Origin of the sequence: Segatella maculosa OT 289, from assembly GCF_000243015.1 — a bacterium.
Classification (GTDB): Bacteria; Bacteroidota; Bacteroidia; order Bacteroidales; family Bacteroidaceae; genus Prevotella; species Prevotella maculosa.
The window spans coordinates 68594-90695 of sequence record NZ_JH594504.1 but is presented as its reverse complement, the minus strand read 5'-3'; the positions used below and the strand labels follow the sequence as shown (position 1 = coordinate 90695).

Annotated in this window: 16 protein-coding genes and 3 pseudogenes; 11 read left to right on the top strand and 8 right to left on the bottom strand. The window is 43.3% G+C overall.

Features of this window, described 5'->3' with window-relative positions:
- Positions 1-242 precede the first annotated feature (242 nt).
- Positions 243-1070, top strand: a complete 828-nt coding sequence (locus HMPREF9944_RS07685) for a hypothetical protein (protein WP_008565562.1) — start codon at positions 243-245, stop codon at positions 1068-1070.
- Positions 1071-1210: 140 nt separating this feature from the next.
- Here HMPREF9944_RS07685 and HMPREF9944_RS07680 read toward each other — a convergent pair whose 3' ends face one another.
- Together HMPREF9944_RS07680 and HMPREF9944_RS07675 are read right to left on the bottom strand one after the other, a co-directional pair.
- Complete coding sequence (locus HMPREF9944_RS07680) at positions 1211-1858, bottom strand: septal ring lytic transglycosylase RlpA family protein (protein WP_044113516.1); 648 nt, start codon at positions 1856-1858, stop codon at positions 1211-1213.
- 491 nt (positions 1859-2349) lie between these two features.
- The gene (locus HMPREF9944_RS07675; RefSeq protein WP_044113515.1) at positions 2350-3099 is read right to left on the bottom strand and encodes an SDR family NAD(P)-dependent oxidoreductase; all 750 of its coding nucleotides are present in this window, start codon (positions 3097-3099) and stop codon (positions 2350-2352) included.
- Positions 3100-3888: 789 nt separating this feature from the next.
- Between HMPREF9944_RS07675 and HMPREF9944_RS07670 the strand changes: the two genes are divergently transcribed.
- A complete protein-coding gene (locus HMPREF9944_RS07670; protein ID WP_044113514.1) occupies positions 3889-4413 on the top strand; it encodes an outer membrane beta-barrel protein in 525 nt (174 codons plus the stop codon).
- 164 nt (positions 4414-4577) lie between these two features.
- On the opposite strand, the gene HMPREF9944_RS07665 is transcribed toward HMPREF9944_RS07670, so the two are convergent.
- The 4 genes from HMPREF9944_RS07665 to HMPREF9944_RS07650 all read right to left on the bottom strand — a co-directional run bounded on the left by HMPREF9944_RS07665 (position 4578) and on the right by HMPREF9944_RS07650 (position 8973).
- On the bottom strand, positions 4578-4979 hold the full coding sequence (locus tag HMPREF9944_RS07665) for an FMN-binding protein (RefSeq protein ID WP_008565555.1): 402 nt from the start codon (positions 4977-4979) through the stop codon (positions 4578-4580).
- A gap of 134 nt (positions 4980-5113) precedes the next feature.
- The gene (locus HMPREF9944_RS07660) at positions 5114-6571 is read right to left on the bottom strand and encodes an MFS transporter (protein WP_008565554.1); all 1458 of its coding nucleotides are present in this window, start codon (positions 6569-6571) and stop codon (positions 5114-5116) included.
- A gap of 18 nt (positions 6572-6589) precedes the next feature.
- Positions 6590-7522, bottom strand: coding sequence for a 5-dehydro-4-deoxy-D-glucuronate isomerase (gene kduI / locus HMPREF9944_RS07655; protein WP_008565553.1), 933 nt, complete (start codon positions 7520-7522; stop codon positions 6590-6592).
- Positions 7523-7524: 2 nt separating this feature from the next.
- The gene (locus HMPREF9944_RS07650) at positions 7525-8973 is read right to left on the bottom strand and encodes a PTS galactitol transporter subunit IIC (protein WP_008565552.1); all 1449 of its coding nucleotides are present in this window, start codon (positions 8971-8973) and stop codon (positions 7525-7527) included.
- Between the two features lie 741 nt (positions 8974-9714).
- Here HMPREF9944_RS07650 and HMPREF9944_RS07645 point away from each other — a divergent pair.
- From HMPREF9944_RS07645 to HMPREF9944_RS13335, 7 genes and pseudogenes are all read left to right on the top strand, one after another.
- Positions 9715-10452: a nitroreductase family protein gene (locus HMPREF9944_RS07645; protein ID WP_008565551.1), complete on the top strand. Its 738-nt coding sequence runs from the start codon at positions 9715-9717 to the stop codon at positions 10450-10452.
- Positions 10453-10515: 63 nt separating this feature from the next.
- Positions 10516-11604: a metallophosphoesterase gene (locus tag HMPREF9944_RS07640; protein WP_008565549.1), complete on the top strand. Its 1089-nt coding sequence runs from the start codon at positions 10516-10518 to the stop codon at positions 11602-11604.
- A 707-nt stretch (positions 11605-12311) separates the two neighbouring features.
- The gene (locus HMPREF9944_RS07635) at positions 12312-12923 is read left to right on the top strand and encodes a DUF6088 family protein (protein ID WP_004363606.1); all 612 of its coding nucleotides are present in this window, start codon (positions 12312-12314) and stop codon (positions 12921-12923) included.
- A complete protein-coding gene (locus tag HMPREF9944_RS07630) occupies positions 12904-13959 on the top strand; it encodes a nucleotidyl transferase AbiEii/AbiGii toxin family protein (RefSeq protein WP_004363607.1) in 1056 nt (351 codons plus the stop codon). Before HMPREF9944_RS07635 ends, HMPREF9944_RS07630 begins: the two co-directional genes overlap by 20 nt.
- Before the next feature lie 424 nt (positions 13960-14383).
- Complete coding sequence (locus HMPREF9944_RS07625; RefSeq protein WP_004363608.1) at positions 14384-16066, top strand: sigma-70 family RNA polymerase sigma factor; 1683 nt, start codon at positions 14384-14386, stop codon at positions 16064-16066.
- Between the two features lie 87 nt (positions 16067-16153).
- A complete protein-coding gene (locus HMPREF9944_RS07620) occupies positions 16154-17146 on the top strand; it encodes a radical SAM protein (RefSeq protein WP_004363609.1) in 993 nt (330 codons plus the stop codon).
- Between the two features lie 162 nt (positions 17147-17308).
- Positions 17309-17770 (top strand): annotated as a pseudogene (locus HMPREF9944_RS13335) (transposase); the annotation flags it as partial.
- Here HMPREF9944_RS13335 and HMPREF9944_RS07610 read toward each other — a convergent pair.
- Positions 17753-18688: an AraC family transcriptional regulator gene (locus tag HMPREF9944_RS07610; RefSeq protein WP_024985804.1), complete on the bottom strand. Its 936-nt coding sequence runs from the start codon at positions 18686-18688 to the stop codon at positions 17753-17755. The pseudogene HMPREF9944_RS13335 and the gene HMPREF9944_RS07610 sit on opposite strands and share 18 nt — an antisense overlap.
- Positions 18689-18846: 158 nt before the next feature.
- Here HMPREF9944_RS07610 and HMPREF9944_RS07605 point away from each other — a divergent pair, with 158 nt between their 5' ends.
- Both HMPREF9944_RS07605 and HMPREF9944_RS13435 read left to right on the top strand, forming a co-directional pair.
- Positions 18847-20046, top strand: coding sequence for an MFS transporter (locus tag HMPREF9944_RS07605; RefSeq protein ID WP_008565548.1), 1200 nt, complete (start codon positions 18847-18849; stop codon positions 20044-20046).
- Positions 20047-20983: 937 nt separating this feature from the next.
- A pseudogene (locus HMPREF9944_RS13435) lies at positions 20984-21229 on the top strand (transposase); the annotation flags it as partial.
- Positions 21230-21326: 97 nt separating this feature from the next.
- On the opposite strand, the pseudogene HMPREF9944_RS07595 reads toward HMPREF9944_RS13435, so the two are convergent.
- Positions 21327-22085 (bottom strand): annotated as a pseudogene (locus HMPREF9944_RS07595) (Gfo/Idh/MocA family protein); the annotation flags it as partial.
- Positions 22086-22102 lie beyond the last annotated feature (17 nt).

Below are 22102 nucleotides of genomic sequence, written 5' to 3'. Positions count from 1 at the left end.
TCCGTTACGAAATGTTCGTATTCCTTCCCCCGAGCAAAAGTACGTTCGGAATTGCTGATGAATTGGCGTTCGTATGATGTAGGAATTTGTAAGTCAACCTTTTATGTTGAATATCTGTTGAAATGATTTTTTTGGCTAAAAAACGTTCTTTAGGGATTTCCCCCGTTTCTTATAGGGAAAATATTCATGCAAGTTGCGTTTTAATGTTTATCTTTGCATCAAGATCAATAATCGATTTGAAGATGAAGAAGTTGGCGGTTTATGCAGTCTGTGCGACTTTGTTGCTTGGCAGTTGCGACAGTTACACGGGGACAGGTGCCTACGCGGGTGCTAATTTAGGGTCGATCTTGGGCAGTGCCATTGGCGGTATTGCGGGCGGGCCGCGTGGTTCCGACCTCGGAACGATTGTGGGAATGGCCGGCGGTGCGGTGGTCGGGGCTGCGATTGGGCAGGTGACCGAGGAGCGAAAGGCGGCTGAAATGGAAGCGTATCAACAGGAACGGGCGAGGCAAAATTACGAGCGTAAGATGTCGGAACGGCAGCAAGACAGTTCAAACAGCAGCTATCGGGAGTTGCCGTCTACCGACAGTGGTTTTGACGAATCCAATTCCGGCGATGACCGCATTGATGATTTTACCGGCAAAAGTGGGCGTTCCAGTGATGCAACCGAGACCGTTAACCCTGCCAATCCGACAGAGAAAACAACCTACACGCCCATTGTCGATATATGCAATGCACGCTTCTTGGACGGTAATGAAGATGGAGTAATCGAGCGAGATGAGCTTTGCACGGTGGTTTTCGAGGTGATGAACCGCGGCCAGCAGACCCTTTATGACGTTCAACCTGCCGTTATCGAGGCTACAGGCAATCGGCATCTGACGGTTTCTCCGGGTGTTCTTGTCGAGCAGATTGAGCCGGGCAAGGGCATTCGCTACACGGCTGTGGTGAAAGCAGACAATCGGTTGAAAGCCGGTAGCGCCAAGATTTGCGTATTGGTGCTGCAAGGTAGCCGGGTGATATCCAAGGTTTCAGAGTTCAATATACCGACAACATCCACCTCGGTCCACTAACACTCACCCAGACCCTTCCAAAGGGAAGGAGTCATATCTTGTGAGCTATCATACATAAATAGCTTAGAAACGTCTTCGTTAGGTCCACCGGTAGGCCAAAACTCCCTCCTTTTGAGAGGGTAGGGGGTGGGTTTTAGGCTTCAAAACATACCTTTCAACCTTTCAAAAACGCTGTTCCAGCGATTTTCTTTCTCTTTTTTGGCGGGTACAGGCTTGTTTCCTTTATCGGCTTCTTCAGGTTGTTTTGCCGGTTTTTTAGCTTGTTCTTGCTTCCTTTCGCTTGCTATTTCCTTCGCATTACGGTCCATTTTTTTCTTTACAACGCTCTCCTTGTTCTTCCAATCCTCAACGATGCTGTGGCCAGCTGTCGCCACTTCGAAGTCGATTTGAGGCAGGTTGACGCTGTCTTCGTCAAGATAAGGAACGCCTTTATTGTATTTTTCAACTACAACCGTAGCCACTCCGTTGGCCAATATGCCGAGTTCTTTGGCAGCAGCATACGAAAGGTCGATGATACGTCCACGTTTGAAAGGTCCGCGATCGGTCACTCTTACAACCACACTTCGGCCGTTTCCGGGGTTCTTCACTTTTAATAAGGTACCGAAAGGATAAGTGCGATGCGCACAAGTAAGGCTGTCATGATGCAGTCGTTCGCCGCTGGCAGTCCTCGCTCCCGTGGCCCTTTTCGAATAATATGAGGCTTTTCCTTGTTGCTGTTGCGCCAACAAGGACAGTGTAATCAATAGAAACGTGATGAATAATAAAGTTTTTTTGCAGTCCACAAGCATTCGGTTGGTTCGTAATCTGTTTTCAACTCTCGGCAAATCAAATTGACTTGCAAAGCCAACTTCCACATAATCAAACGATTGTGATGGCAGGCTGATGCTGCAAATATACGAAAAAAACCTAAAAGGTAAGCTTATGAAAAAGTGAAAAAATAAAAAAATGGCTTCCATTATGCCCTTCTTCGTGGGTCCAACCATGATAAAAAAGGCCGGTTACACAATCATGTAAGCCGACTAACAAGGCTGAATTGCAAATAACATGCGATATTATTTGCTTCATAACGAGAAGAATTTTATTTTTACAAAAATGTGTTTTAGAATATCATTTCTCAAAATATTATTTTCTAAAAAGATGGATTTTGTTGACAGAAAGAAAGAGCGAGTGAGGTCTCTGAAGACCATTCAGGTTGCAGAAAAGAAGTTTGTCGTCGTTTATGGAGGTGGCGTTTGGACAAATCGACGCTCATCAAATCTGTCCTCCTCGATATTGATGTCTAATGATGATGTTCATCTTGATTTTTAATGAGCCGCATTCGCCGCCAAACCCAATTGGGTATGCGTCGCCAAAGGGCCGTCACCATGCGCCAACGGCAGTCGATGATGCAGACGTGACGCTGCTTTTCTATTGCCTTTAAGATGTGTAGAGCCACCTTATCCGTGCGCATGAGCATCGGAAAATGGGACGTGTTGTCAAGCAAGGGCGTATCAACGAACCCCGGACGAATGTCGGTGAAGTGGATATTCAGCCGTTTGTTACCTGCCAACTGCTCCAAAGCCTGCAAGTAAGTGCTCTGCATGGCCTTCGTAGCACTGTAGGCCGGGGCCGGTCCCATGCCTTTTGTGCCTGCTATCGACGTGATGCAAGCGATGTGTCCGCCGCCGTTTAAGACGAAATAACGATAGGCTTCGCCCACCATTCTTGCAAATCCAAGGGCATTGGTCTGCATGGTCTTGAGTTCCGTTTCGGCCTGCAATTCGGGGTTCTTTCGCCCGATTCCGGCCGCATGGAAATAGAGGTCGAGCCCGCCCATGCGCTCAATGAACCGGCAAAGTGCCTCATCTGCGTGCGCATCGGTCACGTCAATCCGGGCCGTGAAGACACGTTCCGGAGCGCAATCCCGCAGATCTTCCAACTTTTCCACACGTCGTGCAGCCACGCCGACCGTCCATCCTTGCCCGATGAGGAGCCTTGCCACCTCATGTCCGATGCCGCTACTGGCACCCATTACGATTGCTTTTTTCATCTCAAAAGATAGGAATTGTCTGCGACAAAGATAAGAAAAATCAGCTGATAAAACATCGGTTGTCAAGCAATTCTATAAACTTTTATTTTTATACTCGTTTCTTTATCGGTGGTTTACCGCCATCTTTTATAGATACAACTCCATCAAGAACTGTTTTTTCTCCCATTTTCCCTTCGAACGGTGATGATCGTATCCCATCAACAGCATTATTTTACAATAAAAAAGCAGCCTTGAAATCACTTCAAGACTGCCTCTTCTCCTATTTAATAACTTAATACCATTTTCTAAAAAAGTGAGCGACACTTTCGCTCGTGTTATCCTAAATCCTCTTTTTTACCTAAAAAACCAATCCTATTTCAGCAAAACTAATCTTTAAACCTAAATAACTAAACCTAAATCTATATCATTAACCTAAACAATCTATTACCTTTTATGTCTTATTGACACTGCAAAAGTAATACATGTGCACGAACACACCAAATTAATTCAGCATATTTTGCACATTTTGGGCAACGTTTTGATTTATGTCAAGAAACCACCTTGTGTGCCCACCTCTATTTAGTTTTATTTACAACCCTGCGTGTTGTGGGCAGGTTTCAGCTCCTCCCCATTCCATCTTCCATAAAGCCCACGCCTATGTCTATCATTAAAGCAAGAGAAACAGGTGCAAGTTTTTCATTTCTAACACGGTCTTATCACTTTTTTAACTTAAAACATTTGGAATTCACCATGAAACTTATTTACCTTTGCACTTGAATTAGAGTTATAAATTAATTAAGTAAAAAGATTATGAAAAAATTATTGATGACTTTGGTTGCGGCTTTTGCAGTTGCAATCAGCGCAAACGCACAAGTTTATGTAGGTGGTGGCTTCAGTGTTCAAGGCAATGACGACGGCAATACGACCACAACAACCTACAAATTCCTGCCGGAAATCGGTTACAACTTCAACTCTGACTGGGCTGCCGGTGTTATGTTTGGTTGGGAAGGTCAGACAAAAGGCCATGCAAAATCCATCGAAATAAACCCATACGCACGCTATACTTTCGTGCATACGAAGTACATTAACGTGTTCGTGGACGGCAGTTTGGGTTACGGTCATGTCTATAATGCTGGTAACGACATCGACACTTGGTCGGTAGGTGCACGTCCCGGCATCGCTGTTAACTTGAATGAGCACTTATCTTTTGTTTCTCACGTCGGTTTCCTTGGCTGGCAGCAGCGCAAGAACAACAATACGAGCGGCAAGGTCAGCAAGTATGGTTTGGATCTTGATGGAAACAACATTGCTTTCAGCCTTTATTACAACTTCTAAAAGACATCTTAGACTCCGATTCGATAGCGTGCATTCCATGTGGATGCACGTTTTTTGTTACGTTTTATCACGAAAGTTCTTGCTGATATAGCCGTCTTTAGGCCACAAAAAAAGAGAAGCACGCCGCGCTTCTCTTTCTGTTTTTCCCTCGGAAACAATGGTCGTCACTTGTTGTGCTTGTAATATTCCAAGCCCAACTGTACGTTTTTCTTCAGTGCATTCGATGAATACGTGGCCCCAGTGACGCCGTCAACGTCCATTTTCTCAGCCTTTGAGACGCTGATGCCATTGAATTGCGTCAGCAAAGTCTTTGCCTTATCGAAGAATTTTGGGGTCTCTCGATTGGGAAGCGCCTCAATCTTGACGATCTTGTTCTTCTCAATATAAATCTTTACCGGCGTGCTTCCCTTGAAGCCTTTCACGTTCTTGCCCAACAAATTGGTGTTGATGATTGTCGTATCTTTCTCTTTTGTCATGATATTGTCGGCAGGCATCGCACCCATCATGGCCGTTACCATGGCACAAACCGTGAAGGTTGTAAGTATTCCATTGACTTTTTTACTCATATTCAATCTTATAGAAGGTTTTAAAACGGGTTCAAAGGTACGCAAATTTAATGGAAGCTGCAGCGCATGCCCGCCAATAATTAGTTTATTTTAACGGGCACCCGCAAGCCAAAACAAGTCTTTTTAAGCTTCCATCAGCCCTCAACGATGATTGGTTTGTACTTCGGAACGAGCATTTTCATCATACACCAGCCCGCAAGATAGGCTACGGCACAGATGCAAAAGACAATCATGTAGCCCGCAGGTTTGCCATCGAAGCCCATGAAAGAGAAGGCCTTGCCCTGCGCTTCAGCGTAAGTAAAGAGCATACCCGAGCCTTTATTAATCATAAACGAGCTGATTCCGCCTGCCATTGCACCGATACCTGTAATCGTAGCTATCGTTGATTTGGGGAACATATCGCCTATTGTTGAATAGAGATTTGCTGACCATGCCTGATGACCTGCACCCAAAAGACCGATGATTATGGCTGGCCACCAAGGGCTGAATGCACCCATTGGCTGTGCAAAAAGGCCCAAAACGGGGAAGCAAGCAAATATAAGCATGGCGCGCATACGGCCGATATAGGGATTCATTCTTTTCTTATCAACGAAATAAGTGGGCAGGTATCCGCCGCAAATGCTTAGCACCGTACAGATAGCATAGAGCGTAAAGACCAGCATGATGGCCATCTCGGAGTCGCTCTTGTAGCCATATTGATCGGAGAAATAGGCCGGAGCCCAGAACAAGAAGAACCACCATACGCCGTCGGTCATAAACTTTCCGACAATGAAAGACCACGTTTGACGATACGAAAAACACTTCATAAAGCCGATGGTCTTCTCTTTTTCTTCTTCCACGGCAGTCTCAATGGTCGCGAGGTCACGGTCTTGTTCGATGTAACACAGCTCAGATTTGTTCACTCTTTTGTTGCGTTCGGGCCTGTCATAGAGCCATATCCAAAGCCCCATCCACACATATCCCAGCACACCGATAATGATAAAGGCCATCTCCCAGCCCCATGCACGGGCCATTAAGGGGATAGTTGCCGGCGCAGCCAAGGCACCTACCGACGCTCCACTGTTGAAAATGGAAGTCGAAAAAGCGCGGTCTTTCTTCGGAAAGTACTCGGCTGTCACCTTGATGGCTGCAGGGAAGTTGCCCGCTTCGCCCACCGCAAGAATCAATCTGCACGAAAGGAACAGCCAAACACTAATGGTTGCAATGGCAACGGCGGCGTCGCTGCCAGCCTGAACCAGCCGTAATGCCTCGATACTTCCGTAACCTTCCAGCTGCATGGCTACCCAACCGCAGCCGGCATGCATCACTGCGCCCGTCGACCACACGAAGATAGCAATGAGATAGCCCTTCTTCGTGCCCATCCAGTCAATGAATTTGCCAGCGAAGAGATTGGCTATGGCATAGAAAATCGAGAAGAGTCCCGTGATAGTTCCATAGTCATCGTCGGTCCAATGAAACTCCGGAGCGATGAAATCTTTCCATGTCAACGACAGAACCTGACGGTCCATGTAGTTGATTGTCGTAGCCACGAAGAGCAATGCACAGATAACCCAACGAAAGTTCGACATCTTTGAAGTCTGTATGCTTGCCACTTTTTTTCCTTTTATGGGTTATTTCAAAGTCGGAATCTTCACGACCTGCATGTCTGTATAAATGAGGTTTTCGCCTGCCATTCCCCAAATAAAAGTGTAGTTGCTGGTTCCTGCGGCGCAATGAATGCTCCATTGCGGCGAAATCACAGCCTGTTCGTTGTTCAACCAAATGGGTCTTGTCTCCTGAGGTTCGCCCATCACGTGGAGAATCTTCTGACCTTCGGGTACATTATAATATAGGTATGTCTCCATTCTGCGCAGATGTGTGTGGGCAGGCATGGTGTTCCAAACCGACCCTTCCTTGAGTTCTGTGATGCCCATCTGCAACTGACAGGTGCGAACACCGGCCACTCCGTCGATGATCATCTGATGAATCACGCGGTCGTTGCTCTCTTTCAGCGAGCCGGCCTTGATGTTGTTGGCCTCTTTCAGGGTCACTTTCTTCGTCGGATATGACTGATGTGCGCAGGCACTGTTCATGTAGAACTTGGCCGGGTGCGCCGCATCTGCGCTCGAAAGCACGATGTCTTTGTTGTTCTTATCGTCGGCCCTGCCCACATAGAGTGCCTCTTGGAACCCCAATTCATAGGCTTTTCCGTCGATGGTCACCGTACCTTTACCGCCGATATTGATGATGCCGAGCTCGCGATTGTCGAGTAATCGCTGTTTATCCTGCGGCTTATCGGTGTGCAAAGGAGCGATGCTTGTCAGGCGAATGGGGCTGTTCACAGGCTCTGCCCCACCGATTAAGAACCGGTCATACATGCTGTAGACCCAGTTGACTTCGCCGGGTGAGAAGACTTTCTCTATGGCAAACTCCTTCCGAAGCCGCTCCGTGTCGTAGTGTTTTGCATCTTCCGGGTGGTTTGCCCACCTCACTTCATAATTCGTTTGTGCCATACTGATGGTTGCAGTAAGCCCGAAGGCCAAGGTTAATAATGTTTTCTTCATGTCTATTTGTTGTTTTTTTCGCTTGCAATAATCTGTCGGCGGTTGAACAATAGCAGGGCTATCGTCACCAAACTCAGCAGGGCCATGCCCACATACTCCAGTGATTCCGTGCACTTATAGATGACCCATCCGAAGAGACTTGACGCAAAATCGAGCGCACCGCCAGAGAAACCGTCAGGTATATGGGCTGCTTTATCGCCCGTAGCTGCATAAACCGAGGCCGCAGCTTGGGTGAAAGCGGGAGCCATATCAGTGACAAAATAGAGGCCGAAAACAAGGGTAACGAGTCCGATAACGAATGTTCTTACGACGTTACCTTTCGTATATGGCAACACAATCGGGAAGAGATAGAACATTCCGGCCAATGAAGCTAAGGGCAGAAATTGGTTACCCGGCAGGAAAACGGCCAGTGCCAAGATGGTCGGAATGAGGAAAAGTGAGACGACAAGTGTCGTAGGATGGCCGATAACCAAGGCGGGACTCATGCCGATGAAGACCTTTTTACCGTCGAACTTACGGCTGACCAACTCCTTTGTTTTCTCCGAAATAGGCATCAATCCGTCGATAAACAGCTTCGTAATACGCGGTATCAGCTCCATAACGGCACCCATAATAACTCCCAAAGCAAGCACATTCTTCACGATACCCATCGTGGCATCGGTCGCCGTTATAGTGGGGTCTGCCTGCTGAAGTTCCTTCAAATAGCCGCCGAAATCGGTGATATGGCCGGCCTCACCAAACAAAGCTATCAGTCCACCTACAATGACTCCGAGCACAAGAGGGTCGCCTAACTCACCGAACTTTCGCTTTAATCCCTCGGCATCTACGTCAAGTTTGTTGAAACCGGGTATCTTTTCCAATACCTTATTGATGAGTATTGCGAACGGCATAAAGCTCTGACAGAACGGTTGGGGAATGGAAATGCCTTCCAAATCATAGTATTTCTGGAAGCGATCTGCCGTCAAATCGGCGCAAACAAGGGTGATCATGTAGCACACAATGGCTGCAAAATAGCCCCAAAGTAGGCTCTCTCCCATCACAAAATAGGCCACTGCGCCAATGAAAGCATAGTGCCAATAGTTCCAAAGGTCAATGTTAACGGTGCGCGTTGTCTTTGTTATGAGCATCAAGAAGTTGATGCCTAAGCAGATAGGAATAATCAAAGCACCCACCGCAGTGTTGTAGGCTACGGCCGCAGCTGCAGGCCATCCCATGTCAAAAACCTTGAGTTGAAGATGATAGAAATCGGAAATTGAACTCAAAGGACTGTTGAAATTCGTCGTCAACAGGGCCGTGACGACACCCAATCCCACAAATCCCACGCCCACATACAAGCCCGATCGCAGGGCTTTTCCAAAGCGCATACCGATGCAAAGACCAATGATTGTGAAGAGAATGGGCATCATCACGCTAGCTCCGAAGCTGATGATGTAGCTGAAAAACTGTTCCATTTTTAGATTATTCGATTGAAATTGTAGATTTGTTCTTATTGTTTTCGGCGATTTTCGCACGATGGTTACAAAGGTAGGAAAACTTTTTCAAAATGCAACACAAATGAAATGTTAGATTTCCTTAAACATGATTGCAACGCAATCTCAATGCATGAATTATCTTGACAAAACCGCTTTCCTGTTTGCTTCGGTTTTCATTACGCCCTCTTTTGGGCCGAAATACGCGCGTTTTGAGTAGGATATGTAACGCGTTATATACCAATCTGTTACCTTTTTTCGCGCATATTTCCGCATAACATAACTGCAATAAAAATGTAGGGACGCACGGTTCGTGCGTCCACTCAAGGCGAACGGCTCGCTATCTCAGCTATATTGCGCGGCAATCTCAGCCATTTCACCGTGCAATATGGCCCATATTACCGCGCGAAATGGCTGAGGTTGCGAAGCCAAATAACCGAAAACGGCTGCAAAAATCAACGGAACGGCAAGAAAAGAACCGCTATTCGGGCTTTCCATTTCTATTTGATGGCTCCCCGAAGGCCTGTTTTTTGGTTAAGTTTATTTACAAAATCGGGACGTTGCGAAGCGAAAGTAAGCCGCCGTGAGGGGCCGGACGGCTTGGCTGAATACAGCTTATAGGCGCATGATATGTGGTCCGTTGCGTGACGATGTGGCGCGTTCTTTGGCGAAAAAGAATATTTTATGTAACTTTGTCCAGCATAAACTATATAATAAGGTAGAATGAATACATTGCAAACAAGACACACCATCAGGAAGTATACGGCCAAAGACGTGGACGAAATGCTGCTCAACAGACTGCTGGAAACGGCGGAACGGACGCCCACAATGGGTAATCTTCAACTCTATAGTGTCGTCATTACGCGCAGCAAAGCGGTGAAAGAGCAATTAGCTCCGGCCCATTTTAACCAGCCAATGGTGACAGATGCGCCCGTTGTTCTGACCATTTGTGCCGACTACCGACGTACAACCGTGTGGGCAGAGCACCGAAATGCGACGCCGGGTTACGCCAATTTCCTCTCGTTTATGAATGCCACGACTGACGGTTTGCTCTATACACAGACGCTTTGCAACCTTGCCGAGGCTGAAGGATTGGGCACTTGCTTCCTCGGAACAACGCTTTATATGCCCCAAATCATTATCGATGTCCTGCAATTGCCGCGACTTGTGTTTCCCGTTGCAACGATAACGATGGGTTGGCCGGCCGAAAATCCGATGCAGACCGACCGTCTTCCGCTGCGTGCCATGGTGCATCAGGAAAGGTTCGAGGACTATACTGCGGAGCGTATCGACGACTTTTACCGCGCAAAAGAGGCCTTGGAGGTAAACAAAAACTTTGTGGAAATCAACCGAAAGGAGACACTTGCGCAGGTGTTTACCGACATCAAATACACGAAAAAAGACAATGAGGCCATGAGCAAGAGCCTGCTTGAGGCCTTGCATCAACAAGGTTTTCTTTAAAATCCATTCATTTTGCGCGTCTATCGACGCCAAAACAAACGGCTATTCAACAAAAATCGAATGATGAATTTATTTTGGGCTGCACTGTTCCTGCTGCTTCCGGTGGCCGGACAATACTATATTTCCGTCAGAGTCTGGCAATTATTGCCGGCAATCCCATTGCTTCGGACTTCCGTTGTCGTTCTGATGGCATTGTCATTCATCGGCTTTTTCGTCGCCATGAGCGGACTTTTGGACAAACTTCCGCTGGGTTTGGCCTCGTTCATCTACGAAGTGGGCACCTCATGGCTCGTCATTCTGCTCTATATGGTGATGCTTTTTGCCGTGCTCGACCTTGGTGCTGCCGTCGGAATCATACCGCGCTCGTTCCTCAAGGCCAGTGTTCTGGGGAGCATCTCGGTCACTTTGCTGCTCACAGTTCTTTTTACTTATGCCTATTTTCACTACGACGACAAGCAACGGGTAGAGCTTACGCTTGCTTCGAAAGACAAATTGAGTCGCAACATGACGTTGGTGATGGTCAGCGACCTTCATTTGGGCTACCACAACCGCCGAAGTGACTTGCATCGCTGGCTGGAACGCATCAAAAACGAGCGACCTGACGCTATACTCATAGCCGGTGACCTCATTGACAGGACCATAAAACCGGTCAATGAAGAGCATTCTGCCGAGGAGTTCCGCCGCTTGGGCATTCCTATTTTCGCTGTTTTGGGCAACCACGACTATTATACGGGCGTCAATGTCGACAAGGTTTTCTGCCAACAAGCCGGCATTCAGTTGCTTCAAGACAGTGTTGCCTATTTCAAAGACATTGCCATCGTGGGACGTGATGACCGCACCAACAAACGTCGCAAGCCACTTAGTCGGCTCATGGAGGGCATCGACCGTCGCAAATACATTATAGAACTGGACCATCAGCCCTATCATTTGGAAGAAGCAGCGCTGAACGGCGTTGACTTTCAGCTTGCCGGACACACGCATTATGGGCAGGTTTGGCCGATAAACTGGATTACCAAAGCCGTCTATGAGGACGCGTTCGGCCCCCTGACCAAAGGAAACACGCGCTATTATGTCAGCTCTGGCCTCGGTATATGGGGCGCGAAGTTCCGCATCGGCACGCAATCTGAATATATTGTGGCTAAGATTAGATAGCGATTTCCTAAAAATCAAATCGCTATCTCAAAAGAAAAACGACCGACCATTCAGCATTTTCCGCTTGATGGTCGGTCGTTTTATTGGTGACTCGCATGGGGTCGGTGGTAACACAATATGGGATCAAGATGGTTGCGTTGAGTGGCAGGTAGCGTAATATGTTTGTAATCAGCAAAGTACACTACTTTTTTGAGAACGATGGTAAGACTGATTTTATCAAGTGGTAACACATTAGTAACACAAATACCTCATTGGTAACACATTTTTGACCCGCAATGCCATTTAGTTATATAGCACATGAAGAAGAAATCTGCCGTTAATTAAATCAAAGATCATTGTCTGGAAAAAAGTCTAAATGAAGCTCCTTTGAAGGAAACTTTATCGGCACAACTAAAATCCTCTAAATAACAATACAAAGATAACCAATATCCATGAAAGTTCCAAATCTCATTTTAGTTCCTTTAACTAACGAGTATCGAGTATTCCCAATACCTCTCATTAGATGTTGGCAGTACTATGTCTTGTGAAATTTTAATTCCTCTTTCATTGCGAATTGCTTTCCATAACTTTGCAAAAGTTACCGACTAAAATATGTTAACGCACAACATTTAATTTACCTCCAAAAAGCCAAAAAAGTAGGGGATATTGTTGCAAAAGACAGATAATTTCCATAACTTTGCAAAAGTTACCGACTAAAATATGTTAATATGACCATTCAAGAACAGATAAAACAACGGATAGACGAAGCTGAACCAGGAACGGTTTTCTTTGTCAATGACTTTGCTGAGTTTGATAATGAATATGTCAGTAAGTTATTATCGACGATGAAAGGTTTTGGTGTTCTTGAACGCCTCGCAAAAGGCATATACTATAAGCCGATAGTAACTAACTATGGCAATGTATATCCTTCGGCAGAGAAGATTGTAAAACTGATCGCAGAACATGAAAATGCGGAGATTCTACCAACAGGAGAATATGCTTTGAACGCCCTTGGTTTGTCAACACAGGTTCCGATGAAGGCAATCTATCTAACAACAGGATCGCCGAGGATTATAACTATAGGGAACAAGAAAATAAGACTGAAGCACAGATCTCCCAGCACATATTCGTATCACAGCAAGTTAATGCCATTACTTGTTTTAGCACTCAAGGCAAAGGGGCAATCAAACATAACTTCTGCTGATACAAATAGAATTGAGAAGTTAATCTCTGACTCAACCGAAAAGCAACAGATAAAAACGGATTTGGCAACAGCGCCAGTCTGGGTTCGCAAGTATATAAAACCAATAATAGAAAAGTATGAGCATTTGGCAAGATAAGACAATCGAAGAGCGTATCGCAATCGTACAGAATACAGCACTGAGAACAAATATAGAGGACTTGGCTATAGAGAAGGACTGGTGGGTAACGATTACCCTCAAAGCACTTTTCTCTACGTCATTTTCGGAGTTCCTGCTTTTCAAAGGCGGAACAAGTCTTTCTAAAGGTAAATGGGAGAACATTGATTTAAGAAGGTTCAGTGAGGATATAGACATATCTCTAAGCAGAAGTTGGTTTACTGAAACGGAAGAAAAACAGAAGCTATATCCTTTTGCCAAGTGCGAGAATAATAATCAACTGAAAAGCTTGCGGAAGGCATCGAGGGAGGTTATTTTCGAGCGTCTTTCCCCTGAGTTAAATGAGCAACTTGCAAAATTGGGAGCTAAAGATTTCAACGTCGAGAATGTAAAGAGTATCATGCAAGACGGAGTTGAAGTTCCTATTGACACAGATCGTGACCCAGTAGTGTTGAATGTTGCCTATCCCAGCATCTTAGATGAAACGAATGAATACATTCAGCCCAAGGTCAAAATCGAAATCAGCTGTATGTCTATGGACGAACCTTTTGAAAATCGAGCATTAACTTCACTGATTTATGATGCTTTTAACGAAGTGGATGATGCTACCCAATGCTTAATTCCTACGGTACTGCCCATCCGGACTTTTTTGGAAAAGGCATTATTGCTCAATGAAGAATATCAGAAGAAGTCGCCCAGAAGCGAAAGAATGAGCCGCCACCTTTATGACTTGGAGAGATTGATGGATACCTATTCAGAAACAGCTATCAACGACTCAGAACTTTATAAAAGTATCATAGAGCATCGCAAGAAATTCTATCATATCAGTTCTGTGGATTATGACTCTGATAAGCGAGAGAATATTAAAATCTGGCCTACTGGAGAGATAGAAAACTTGTTCCGGGATGATTACAAAGCAATGATAGATTCATTCATTTATAACGAGAATCCATTGACGTTTGACCAACTGCGGGAAAGAATTCTATTGTTAGAGGATAAATTTCGAGAAAACGCATAGTACCGAACGTGAGTTCGATATAAGAAATTTCTCCAATATATTATCTATAAGGCACTTAGAGATTTATAAACCCTAAAATAAAGAAATAATCTTGTAATTCGAGTATTTATTACCACTTAAAAGGGTTATAGTGAGCTATTTTATCTAATCAAGTCCATTTTAAGAAAAATTGATAATAACTTAATATGCTTATAATCAATAAGAAACGAAATATTTTCATTTAATTCTTATATCGAACTCACGTTACCGAAGCAAGATTATTTGGTTCAATGAAGGTGGAATTAGGTGGAGGCTACCTGGTGGTACTTATGGGATGCCATTGGACAGGTCTCCACTGTTAAAGAAAGTAAAAAGTGAAAATACAATGCAGTCTTTTTACATTTGTAGACTCTTTTATAAAATATGGGATTTATAATGTCCATCAATGATACAGATAGAGGATTGCAAGCGAGGGGATAGAAAAGCTCTCGAACAACTATATAGGCAATACGCTGGAAAGCTATTGAGCGTATGCCGACATTATATAAAAGATGAAAGTGCTGCGGAGGATGTTCTCCACGACGCTTTCATCATTATTTTCACATCCATCAAAGACTTGAAAGACACGTCGAAGATCGAGGGATGGATGATAACCATTGCAAGAAATCTATGCTTTAGATACCTGCGAAGTATTGGTAAAAAGGAGATACCATTAGAGGGTATTACAGAGCATCTTTGTTCCGATTGCACGGAGGAGCAAAAAGAGGTGGATTTACAGATCTTGTTTGATGCTATCGAAAAACTTCCGGAAAAAAGCAAGGAAGTATTCAAATTATCTGTATTAGACGGCTATTCTCATATAGAAATCGGGCAGATGCTCCACATAGCTCCACATAGTTCGTCTTCACAACTTTTCCGCGCGAAGACACAATTACAGAAGATGCTGTACAAGTATTGGGTACTTCTGTTACTGCCTATGTTCTTGCCTATATGCCTGTATCTGCTTAGGTATAGGAAAACAGAAAATATTGCAGAGGACAAATCACAAGCAGTTAAGGTTCGTAGGGGAAAGGGTAAGACTGATGCTAAGGAAAATCATATTAGCAAGGACGAGTACATAGAGGTTTTGCCCATGAACTCAAATGGTGAAGAGATAGAGCACAAGTCACATCTTGTCGCCATGACAGATAGTATGCAGACTGCAGATAGCACTCAGGCTACTGCCACGATGACGGCTTATCTGCCAGATTCTGTTTTGAAGGTTCTGGCACCTGAAGATGGGACTTGGGATGATACGTTATTCCATATTCCACAGATTACTCCCGCTCCGCTCATAGCACAGGTAGAGCCTTTTGCCAACAAATCTAAGAAGAAATATCCATGGGCATTTAACTTTGGATTTTCTTCTAATACTGGAGGAAACGCATTGTCAGACATGAACTATCTGTCCGTGATAGACTATGCCAATGGAGGAGCAGCAGCTAAGCTCCATACATGGAACGAGTATATGGACTATATGACACGAAACAGTGCCCTGATGGACTCTGTGGAGAGGGAAAAGATGAAACTGATTGCCTGGAATAACATGACAGATGGGGACAGCGGCGAAGGGCTGAGCGAGAAGGCTACCCATCACCGTCCGCTAACCTTCAGCCTGTCACTCAACAAGCAGCTTAGCCCACACTGGATCTTTGGCACCGGCATCACCTATACACATCTGAAGTCGGAATTTGAAAGTGATTTCCATGGTGCCACACTCAATAAGGTGCAGAAGATAGACTATATCGGCATACCGCTGCGTTTGACTTATCGTATTTGGAGCAAGGGACGTTTCAATGCTTATACCACAGGTGGTGTAACATTTGAGATGCCTGTACGCAGCTCGCTCAACAAGCAATACATCATTACCGCCGACTCGTCTTACACACTGAAAGGAACAATAAGACCACGCTATCAATGGTCTGTCAACATGGGTGTAGGCGTGCAGTATCGCTTGTTCAAGCCATTCAGCATATATGTGGAACCTAATATGTTCTACTATTTCCGTAATGGTAGCGGACTGGAGACTTACCGCACGGAGCATCCATTCACGCTAACCGTGCCTTTCGGTCTACGTCTAACGTGGTAAAAAAACGAGAAAAAATAATATAATACTTGCAGCCTTTTTGTCTGTTACAGCTCTTTACATATAAAGACACAATAGATAAAAACGGTAATGTACAGTATTTATGACTATGTCCGCAGTGGATTGGTGTTTGCAAACAACATGATGAGACGTCGCCGTAAAAAATTGACGTCATTGATGATTTATTCCACAACAAGTTGTCAGTCACGATGCAAGCACTGCTCCATTTGGAAAAAGCCAGAGGAACATCTTTCTTTAGAAGATATAAAGAGAATGATGAGTAGCAGATGTGTAACCCGACATACAGTTGTGGGATTGGAGGGCGGGGAGTTTATCCTTCATCCAGAATACGACGAGATATTGGGATGGTTTGATAAGAATCATCCCAATTACACCCTATTGTCAAATTGTCTCGCCCCCAACAAGTTGATTGCAGCAGTTAAGAGACATCGCCCCAAGCATCTATATATATCACTTGATGGCGACAGGAATACCTACCTTTATATGCGCGGAAGGGATGGGTATGACAAAGTGATAAGGGTTATTGAAGAATGCAAACAACTTGTTCCGATCTCGCTGATGTTTTGCTTATCGCCGTGGAACACGTTCAATGATATGGAGCACGTTATCAAAATTTCCAAACAATATGGAATTGATGTCCGCATTGGAATTTATGGCACTATGTCTTTTTTCGATACAAGCAAAGAACTAATTGATGCAAACGATAAAGACTATATCGGGCAGATCCCTCCTGACATCCATCAAACGGAAGAAAACTACGATTTTGTGGCACTCTATGATGAATGGAAGAATGGGCGGTTACAGCTTAGATGCCACAGTATTTTCAGCGAATTAGTCATCCATTCTAATGGCGACGTTCCTCTGTGCCAAAATCTCGATGTCATTTTGGGCAATATTCATAAAAATACGCTCGATGAGATTTTTAACTCACCTGCAGCCTGTCGAACACAATGTAGATATTCACGTGAATGTAATCAGTGCTGGATCAACTATCATCGGAAGTACGATATTATTCTTTTGAGAAGTCTTGAACGTGTATTGCCCAAGCGTATAATAACGTGAGTTCGACGAATTATAAGTGTCTATAAATTTGGTGATTAGCGAAATTTGTTGTAACTTTAAAGAATTAATATACAAACAGTTACAAGCAAAAACCTCTATGATTACCGAGGACAAAGTTACTGAAATATTTTGTATGGCAGATGACTTCTGCAAGTTTTTTGATGCAATGAGCAAGGAGAGCTTCTCAACTTTATGATAACGCCGGGATATATTGATGACCGTAAGCCTTTGGAGTACAAAGCATTCATAGATTTTATATATGGTAAGCTATTCGGTGACAAGGGCTACATCGGCAAGAACCTATTTCAAAGGCTTTTCGTTGACGGAATACAGCTTATTACCAAATTGAAAAGTAACATGAAAGGAGCCTTAATGAGCGTTTCAGACAGACTTTTACTCAGAAAAAGAGCCATTATAGAAACGGTGAATGATGAACTTAAGAACATTGCGCAGGTGGAACACTCCATACATAGATACTTTGACCGCTTCATCATCAACTTATTATAGGCAATTACCACCTATTTCCTGTTTCCAAAGAAGCCGTCCATCAATGCACAAAGATCATTTACACTCCCCTTACATCGTTCTGAATCCGTCGAACTCACGTTATTTACTATGTGTTGAGTCTTGCGGCGAACCAATTGTTATATTCATATGGTTGCTGATTTTCTCAGCGTTAATGTGTTGTCTGTATTCATTTGGGGTTAGATGTATCTCTCTTAAGAATTGTTCGTAAAACAGTGTTGGTGTATTGTATCCCGAGTTAAAAGCCACTTCATTGACCGTAAGGTTCGAATGAGTTAGTAATTTACAAGCATATTTAATGCGTATGTTGGCAAGTACTTGGAATATACTCTTGTTGGTACATTTCTTAAAATATCGGCAAAGTGACGTCGGATTCTGACTAACAAAGTCAGCAAGTTCCGTGAGAACAATCTTCTTCTGGAAGTTATTATATAAATAGGTGAATACCTTGTCAATGGCAGTATCGGTATTAGGAGCTTTGTAATGGCTGAATGCTATTGGTGATAATAGCTTTGTTTGTGAACAGTTATATAATCTTTCGAGAATCTCATACAAAGCAATCAGACGCCTTGTATAGGACTGTGAATCGAACAAAGATAACCTTGAGAGGAGGTCCTCATATAATCCTTCATCATAGAAACGTATGCCATACTGGCTTTTCGATAGCAAATCAGCAATATGTTCATAGTCTGGTAGGTTAAGAATATCGGGTGGAAACATGTCTGGACTGAACTGTATTGTTTCACTTGTACTATGTTCCATAGCTTCTGTTTCTTGGCTATTTCCCATTCTACTTTTGCATAAATGCAGATGGGGAATATTACTTCCGATAAGTGCAACGTCGCCCTTTTTGTAGTCAGCAACCCCCTCTCCAACAAATTCAGTCCCACTTCCGCTGGTAAACAGGATGAGTTCATATTCGGAATGTCTATGAAATGGTAGATTAAACTCAGTGTATGTAATGTGACTGCACATGGTTTGCACATTATGTACTATCTTTCTATCAAGTATTACCATCTTTTTCTGCAAATGTAAATATACTCTATAACAACGCAAAGATAGTGTATGTTATTATTAAAAACAAGTAGTAACTTTACATTTTAAAGATAACTATAGTCAAAAAAAGCGGATTTTTAAAACATAACAATTAATTTTTAATTCAAAAAAGATTCTCTATGAAAGAAAAAAACAACTTCATTATACCAATGCTTTTCCTTGCTTTCATGTTCTTTACTTGTGGCTTTGCATTGGGAATCAATTCCTTATTAGTACCAGTATTGAAGGTTTCGCTAAGCGTTTCGTCCACAGAAGCATATATGCTTATAGGTGCTACGTTCTTACCATTCTTTATCTTTGGTTATCCAGCAGGCTTATTGATAAGTAAAATTGGATATAAGCGTACGATGGCTGCAGCTTTTGCCATGTTTGCTATAGCCTTCGGAGTGTTTATTCTCTCTGCAGCTGAAAGGAGTTTCATTATCTTTTTATTGGCATCTTTCCTTTGTGGAACAGCTAATACGTTCCTACAATCTGCTATAAATCCTTATGTAACAATCCTTGGACCAACGGAGAGTGCAGCAAAAAGAATCTCTATTATGGGCATGATAAACAAGTTAGCATGGCCTGTATCACCTTTGTTTATTGCTCTTTTTGCAAGTAATAGTGGAGGTGTTGGCTTGGAAGATCTTGACAAACCGTTCTTGGTTATAATCTGCTTATTTGTAATCTTAGGTGTCGTAGCACTTATATCACCATTGCCAGAGGTGAAAGCTGCTGGAGAAGATGACGCTGATGCAGATTCAGCAGTATCCGACTACGCAAACAGTAAGCATTCTGTCTTCCAGTTCCCACATCTTGTTCTTGGAGCAATTGCCATATTCTTTTATGTTGGTTCAGAGACCATCGTCTTGGGTACACTTATAGATTATGCAAGTGAATTAGGTCTTCCTCATCCTCATACGTACTCATGGATTACCCCAATCAGCATCAGTATAGGATATATCGCAGGTATTATTCTTATTCCTAAGTATCTTTCACAGACGAAAGCCTTACAGATCTGTTCCTTCGTTGCACTGTTTGGAACGCTACTTGTATTGTTACTCCCGGGTGTTTATAGTATTTATGCTGTAGGTATCATGGCATTAGGCTGCTCATTGATGTGGCCAGCATTCTGGCCTTTGGCTCTTATGGACTTGGGTAAATATACCAAGGAAGGCTCATCACTAATGACAATGGGACTTATCGGTGGTGCTGTTATCACTGTGTTGTTCGGACTTATTAAGGATGTTAGCAACATTCAATATGCGTATGGGATCTGTTTTGTCAGCTTCTCTTATATCCTTTTCTATGCATTCAAGGGCTATAAGTTGAGATAAAAACTTCTTCTTCTATAGCATAAGGATATCGGTAATCTATTTGAGAAGTGATATAAGTTGAATTGAAAACTTCTCCTTCTACAGCTCGTGAAGCTCTTTGTCCTTTTTAAAGGAGGACATAGAGCGTGCGAGCTGAATCTATTAAGTAGTCTCTCAGCTTACAGTATATCCATAATGGTCCATATTATTGGTCATGGTTCTGTCGCTGAAACACAATTAATTCTTTGTAAACTGTCGTTGGAACGTTAAAAAATCACCGACTGAAAGGCACATTTTTTATTGCCAATCCCGCCGTTTCTTTCGTCTTCTTCACGTCCGTTTCTCAGTCTGTTCACCCACCTTTTGAATCGGTAAAGCCGCTACCCTGATGACAAAGCACACTGAGCTTACTTTGAAAAACACAACGGAACGAACAGAAACAAAAATCCTTACACTTCTCACTTCGCTATCTTTCACTTTCCCTACCATATCCCTTCTTTATCTCCTTTGTAACCTTCAAGATATCAATAGGTTACAAACGGGCTTGTAAAAGGTGCCCTTTTTACATTGCAAAACATGCCCTTTTACACATCAAAAGATCGTAGATTAAAAAGCAGATGGGAATAATCTTTACATCTGAACAGTTCTTCCCTCCCTCCGTTCTGCTCTAATGCGAGGAGAGAAAGCGCAGAGATTCCCTAAAAAACAGCTGTTATGAGCGTGTAAATCTTTATATTAAGATTAATGTTCTCACTACTGATGGTATCCGCGTAAAGCCTCTTATAGATCGCAGTCTTTCTTGTTTTTGCTTTTATGTTACCGTGATCTCGACGAATTATAAGTGTCTATGGATTTGGTAATTAGTGAAAATCGTTGTAGCATTAAGGAGCTAATATACAAATAGTTATAAATAAAAACCGTAATAATCACCTATGGAGGAGTTACTGAAATATTTTGTATGGTAGTCGATTCCTGCAAGTTTTTTGATGCAATGACAGCAAAATATACACTAAAACCTACAGGAAAAAGGAAATATCATCGAAATTCTACAATGTCAAAGGTAGAAGTTATGCTGATAATAATCCTTTTCCACGATTCTGGTTATCGTTGCTTTATTGAAACGGTGAATGATGAACTTAAGAACATTTCGCAGGTGGAACACTCCATACATAGATACTTTGACCGCTTCATCATCAACTTATTATAGGCAATTACCACCTATTTCCAAAGAAGCGTCCATCAATGCACAAAGCATCATTTACACTCCCCTTACATCGTTCTGAATCCGTCGAACTCACGTCCTTATTAGTATTGATATTCAGCGTTTCTCTTGCATCATTCCAAGAATAAGCAGTAGATAGTTCCAGCATACCTAAAACGCTTTTATGCTGTAAGGTAAGTAGCAAGGTGTTTCCTCCATCAGAGGCCTTGACCATATTCGCTGACACAATTTCTGCTTTGCCGAAAAGAAACAAGACATAATCTATTGGGTGAATGAACAAGTCGGTCATCGCATCTCCCTCCGGGTACAACCCCGTAAGATAGCAGTAGTGATAGTGTAGCACATGTTCTTTTTTTAACCGCTTCTGTAATATTCGTGTTGCAGGTGCAAATCGGCGTTGCAATCCAACGACGAGAGAAACACCACCATAGAGCCTTGTGGAATCGATGAGCGAGTTTAATTCGTCATTATTTCTGCATGGAGGCTTTTCTATGAATAAAGCCTTTCCAGATTTGATAACTTCTTTCGCTATTCCATAATGTGCGCGGGGACTTGCCGCCACAAACACACCGTCAACAGCTTCGTCATCCAATATCTGTTGTAGGGAGTTTGTACCTTCCACTCCTCTGTATTTTTTTGTAATTAACGCAGCTTTCTTCTCCGAAGTGCAACATATATATTTTAGAGGTATTTGTAGATGCTGAATAACAGGTAGTAAGTTGCTCATACAATGGTTGCCAATTCCTACCAATGCGTATTGGTGGTTATAGACTTTTTCCAAAGCTTTCATGCTTCGGATATTCCTGTATCTGCCTATTACTTTGTTCAAATAATCCATATTGCTTATGATGAAAT

Bases quoted from the DNA above. Each gene is read 5' to 3' on its own strand.
- HMPREF9944_RS07605 (WP_008565548.1), top strand. From the start codon at position 18,847: ATGAAAGAAAAAAACAACTTCATTATACCAATGCTTTTCCTTGCTTTC.
- HMPREF9944_RS07640 (WP_008565549.1), top strand. From the start codon at position 10,516: ATGAATTTATTTTGGGCTGCACTGTTCCTGCTGCTTCCGGTGGCCGGA.
- HMPREF9944_RS07620 (WP_004363609.1), top strand. From the start codon at position 16,154: ATGTACAGTATTTATGACTATGTCCGCAGTGGATTGGTGTTTGCAAAC.
- kduI (WP_008565553.1), bottom strand. From the start codon at position 7,522: ATGAAGAAAACATTATTAACCTTGGCCTTCGGGCTTACTGCAACCATC.
- HMPREF9944_RS07675 (WP_044113515.1), bottom strand. From the start codon at position 3,099: ATGAAAAAAGCAATCGTAATGGGTGCCAGTAGCGGCATCGGACATGAG.
- HMPREF9944_RS07650 (WP_008565552.1), bottom strand. From the start codon at position 8,973: ATGGAACAGTTTTTCAGCTACATCATCAGCTTCGGAGCTAGCGTGATG.
- HMPREF9944_RS07670 (WP_044113514.1), top strand. From the start codon at position 3,889: ATGAAAAAATTATTGATGACTTTGGTTGCGGCTTTTGCAGTTGCAATC.
- HMPREF9944_RS07630 (WP_004363607.1), top strand. From the start codon at position 12,904: ATGAGCATTTGGCAAGATAAGACAATCGAAGAGCGTATCGCAATCGTA.
- HMPREF9944_RS07625 (WP_004363608.1), top strand. From the start codon at position 14,384: ATGATACAGATAGAGGATTGCAAGCGAGGGGATAGAAAAGCTCTCGAA.
- HMPREF9944_RS07645 (WP_008565551.1), top strand. From the start codon at position 9,715: ATGAATACATTGCAAACAAGACACACCATCAGGAAGTATACGGCCAAA.
- HMPREF9944_RS07680 (WP_044113516.1), bottom strand. From the start codon at position 1,858: ATGCTTGTGGACTGCAAAAAAACTTTATTATTCATCACGTTTCTATTG.
- HMPREF9944_RS07635 (WP_004363606.1), top strand. From the start codon at position 12,312: ATGACCATTCAAGAACAGATAAAACAACGGATAGACGAAGCTGAACCA.
- HMPREF9944_RS07665 (WP_008565555.1), bottom strand. From the start codon at position 4,979: ATGAGTAAAAAAGTCAATGGAATACTTACAACCTTCACGGTTTGTGCC.
- HMPREF9944_RS07610 (WP_024985804.1), bottom strand. From the start codon at position 18,688: ATGGTAATACTTGATAGAAAGATAGTACATAATGTGCAAACCATGTGC.
- HMPREF9944_RS07685 (WP_008565562.1), top strand. From the start codon at position 243: ATGAAGAAGTTGGCGGTTTATGCAGTCTGTGCGACTTTGTTGCTTGGC.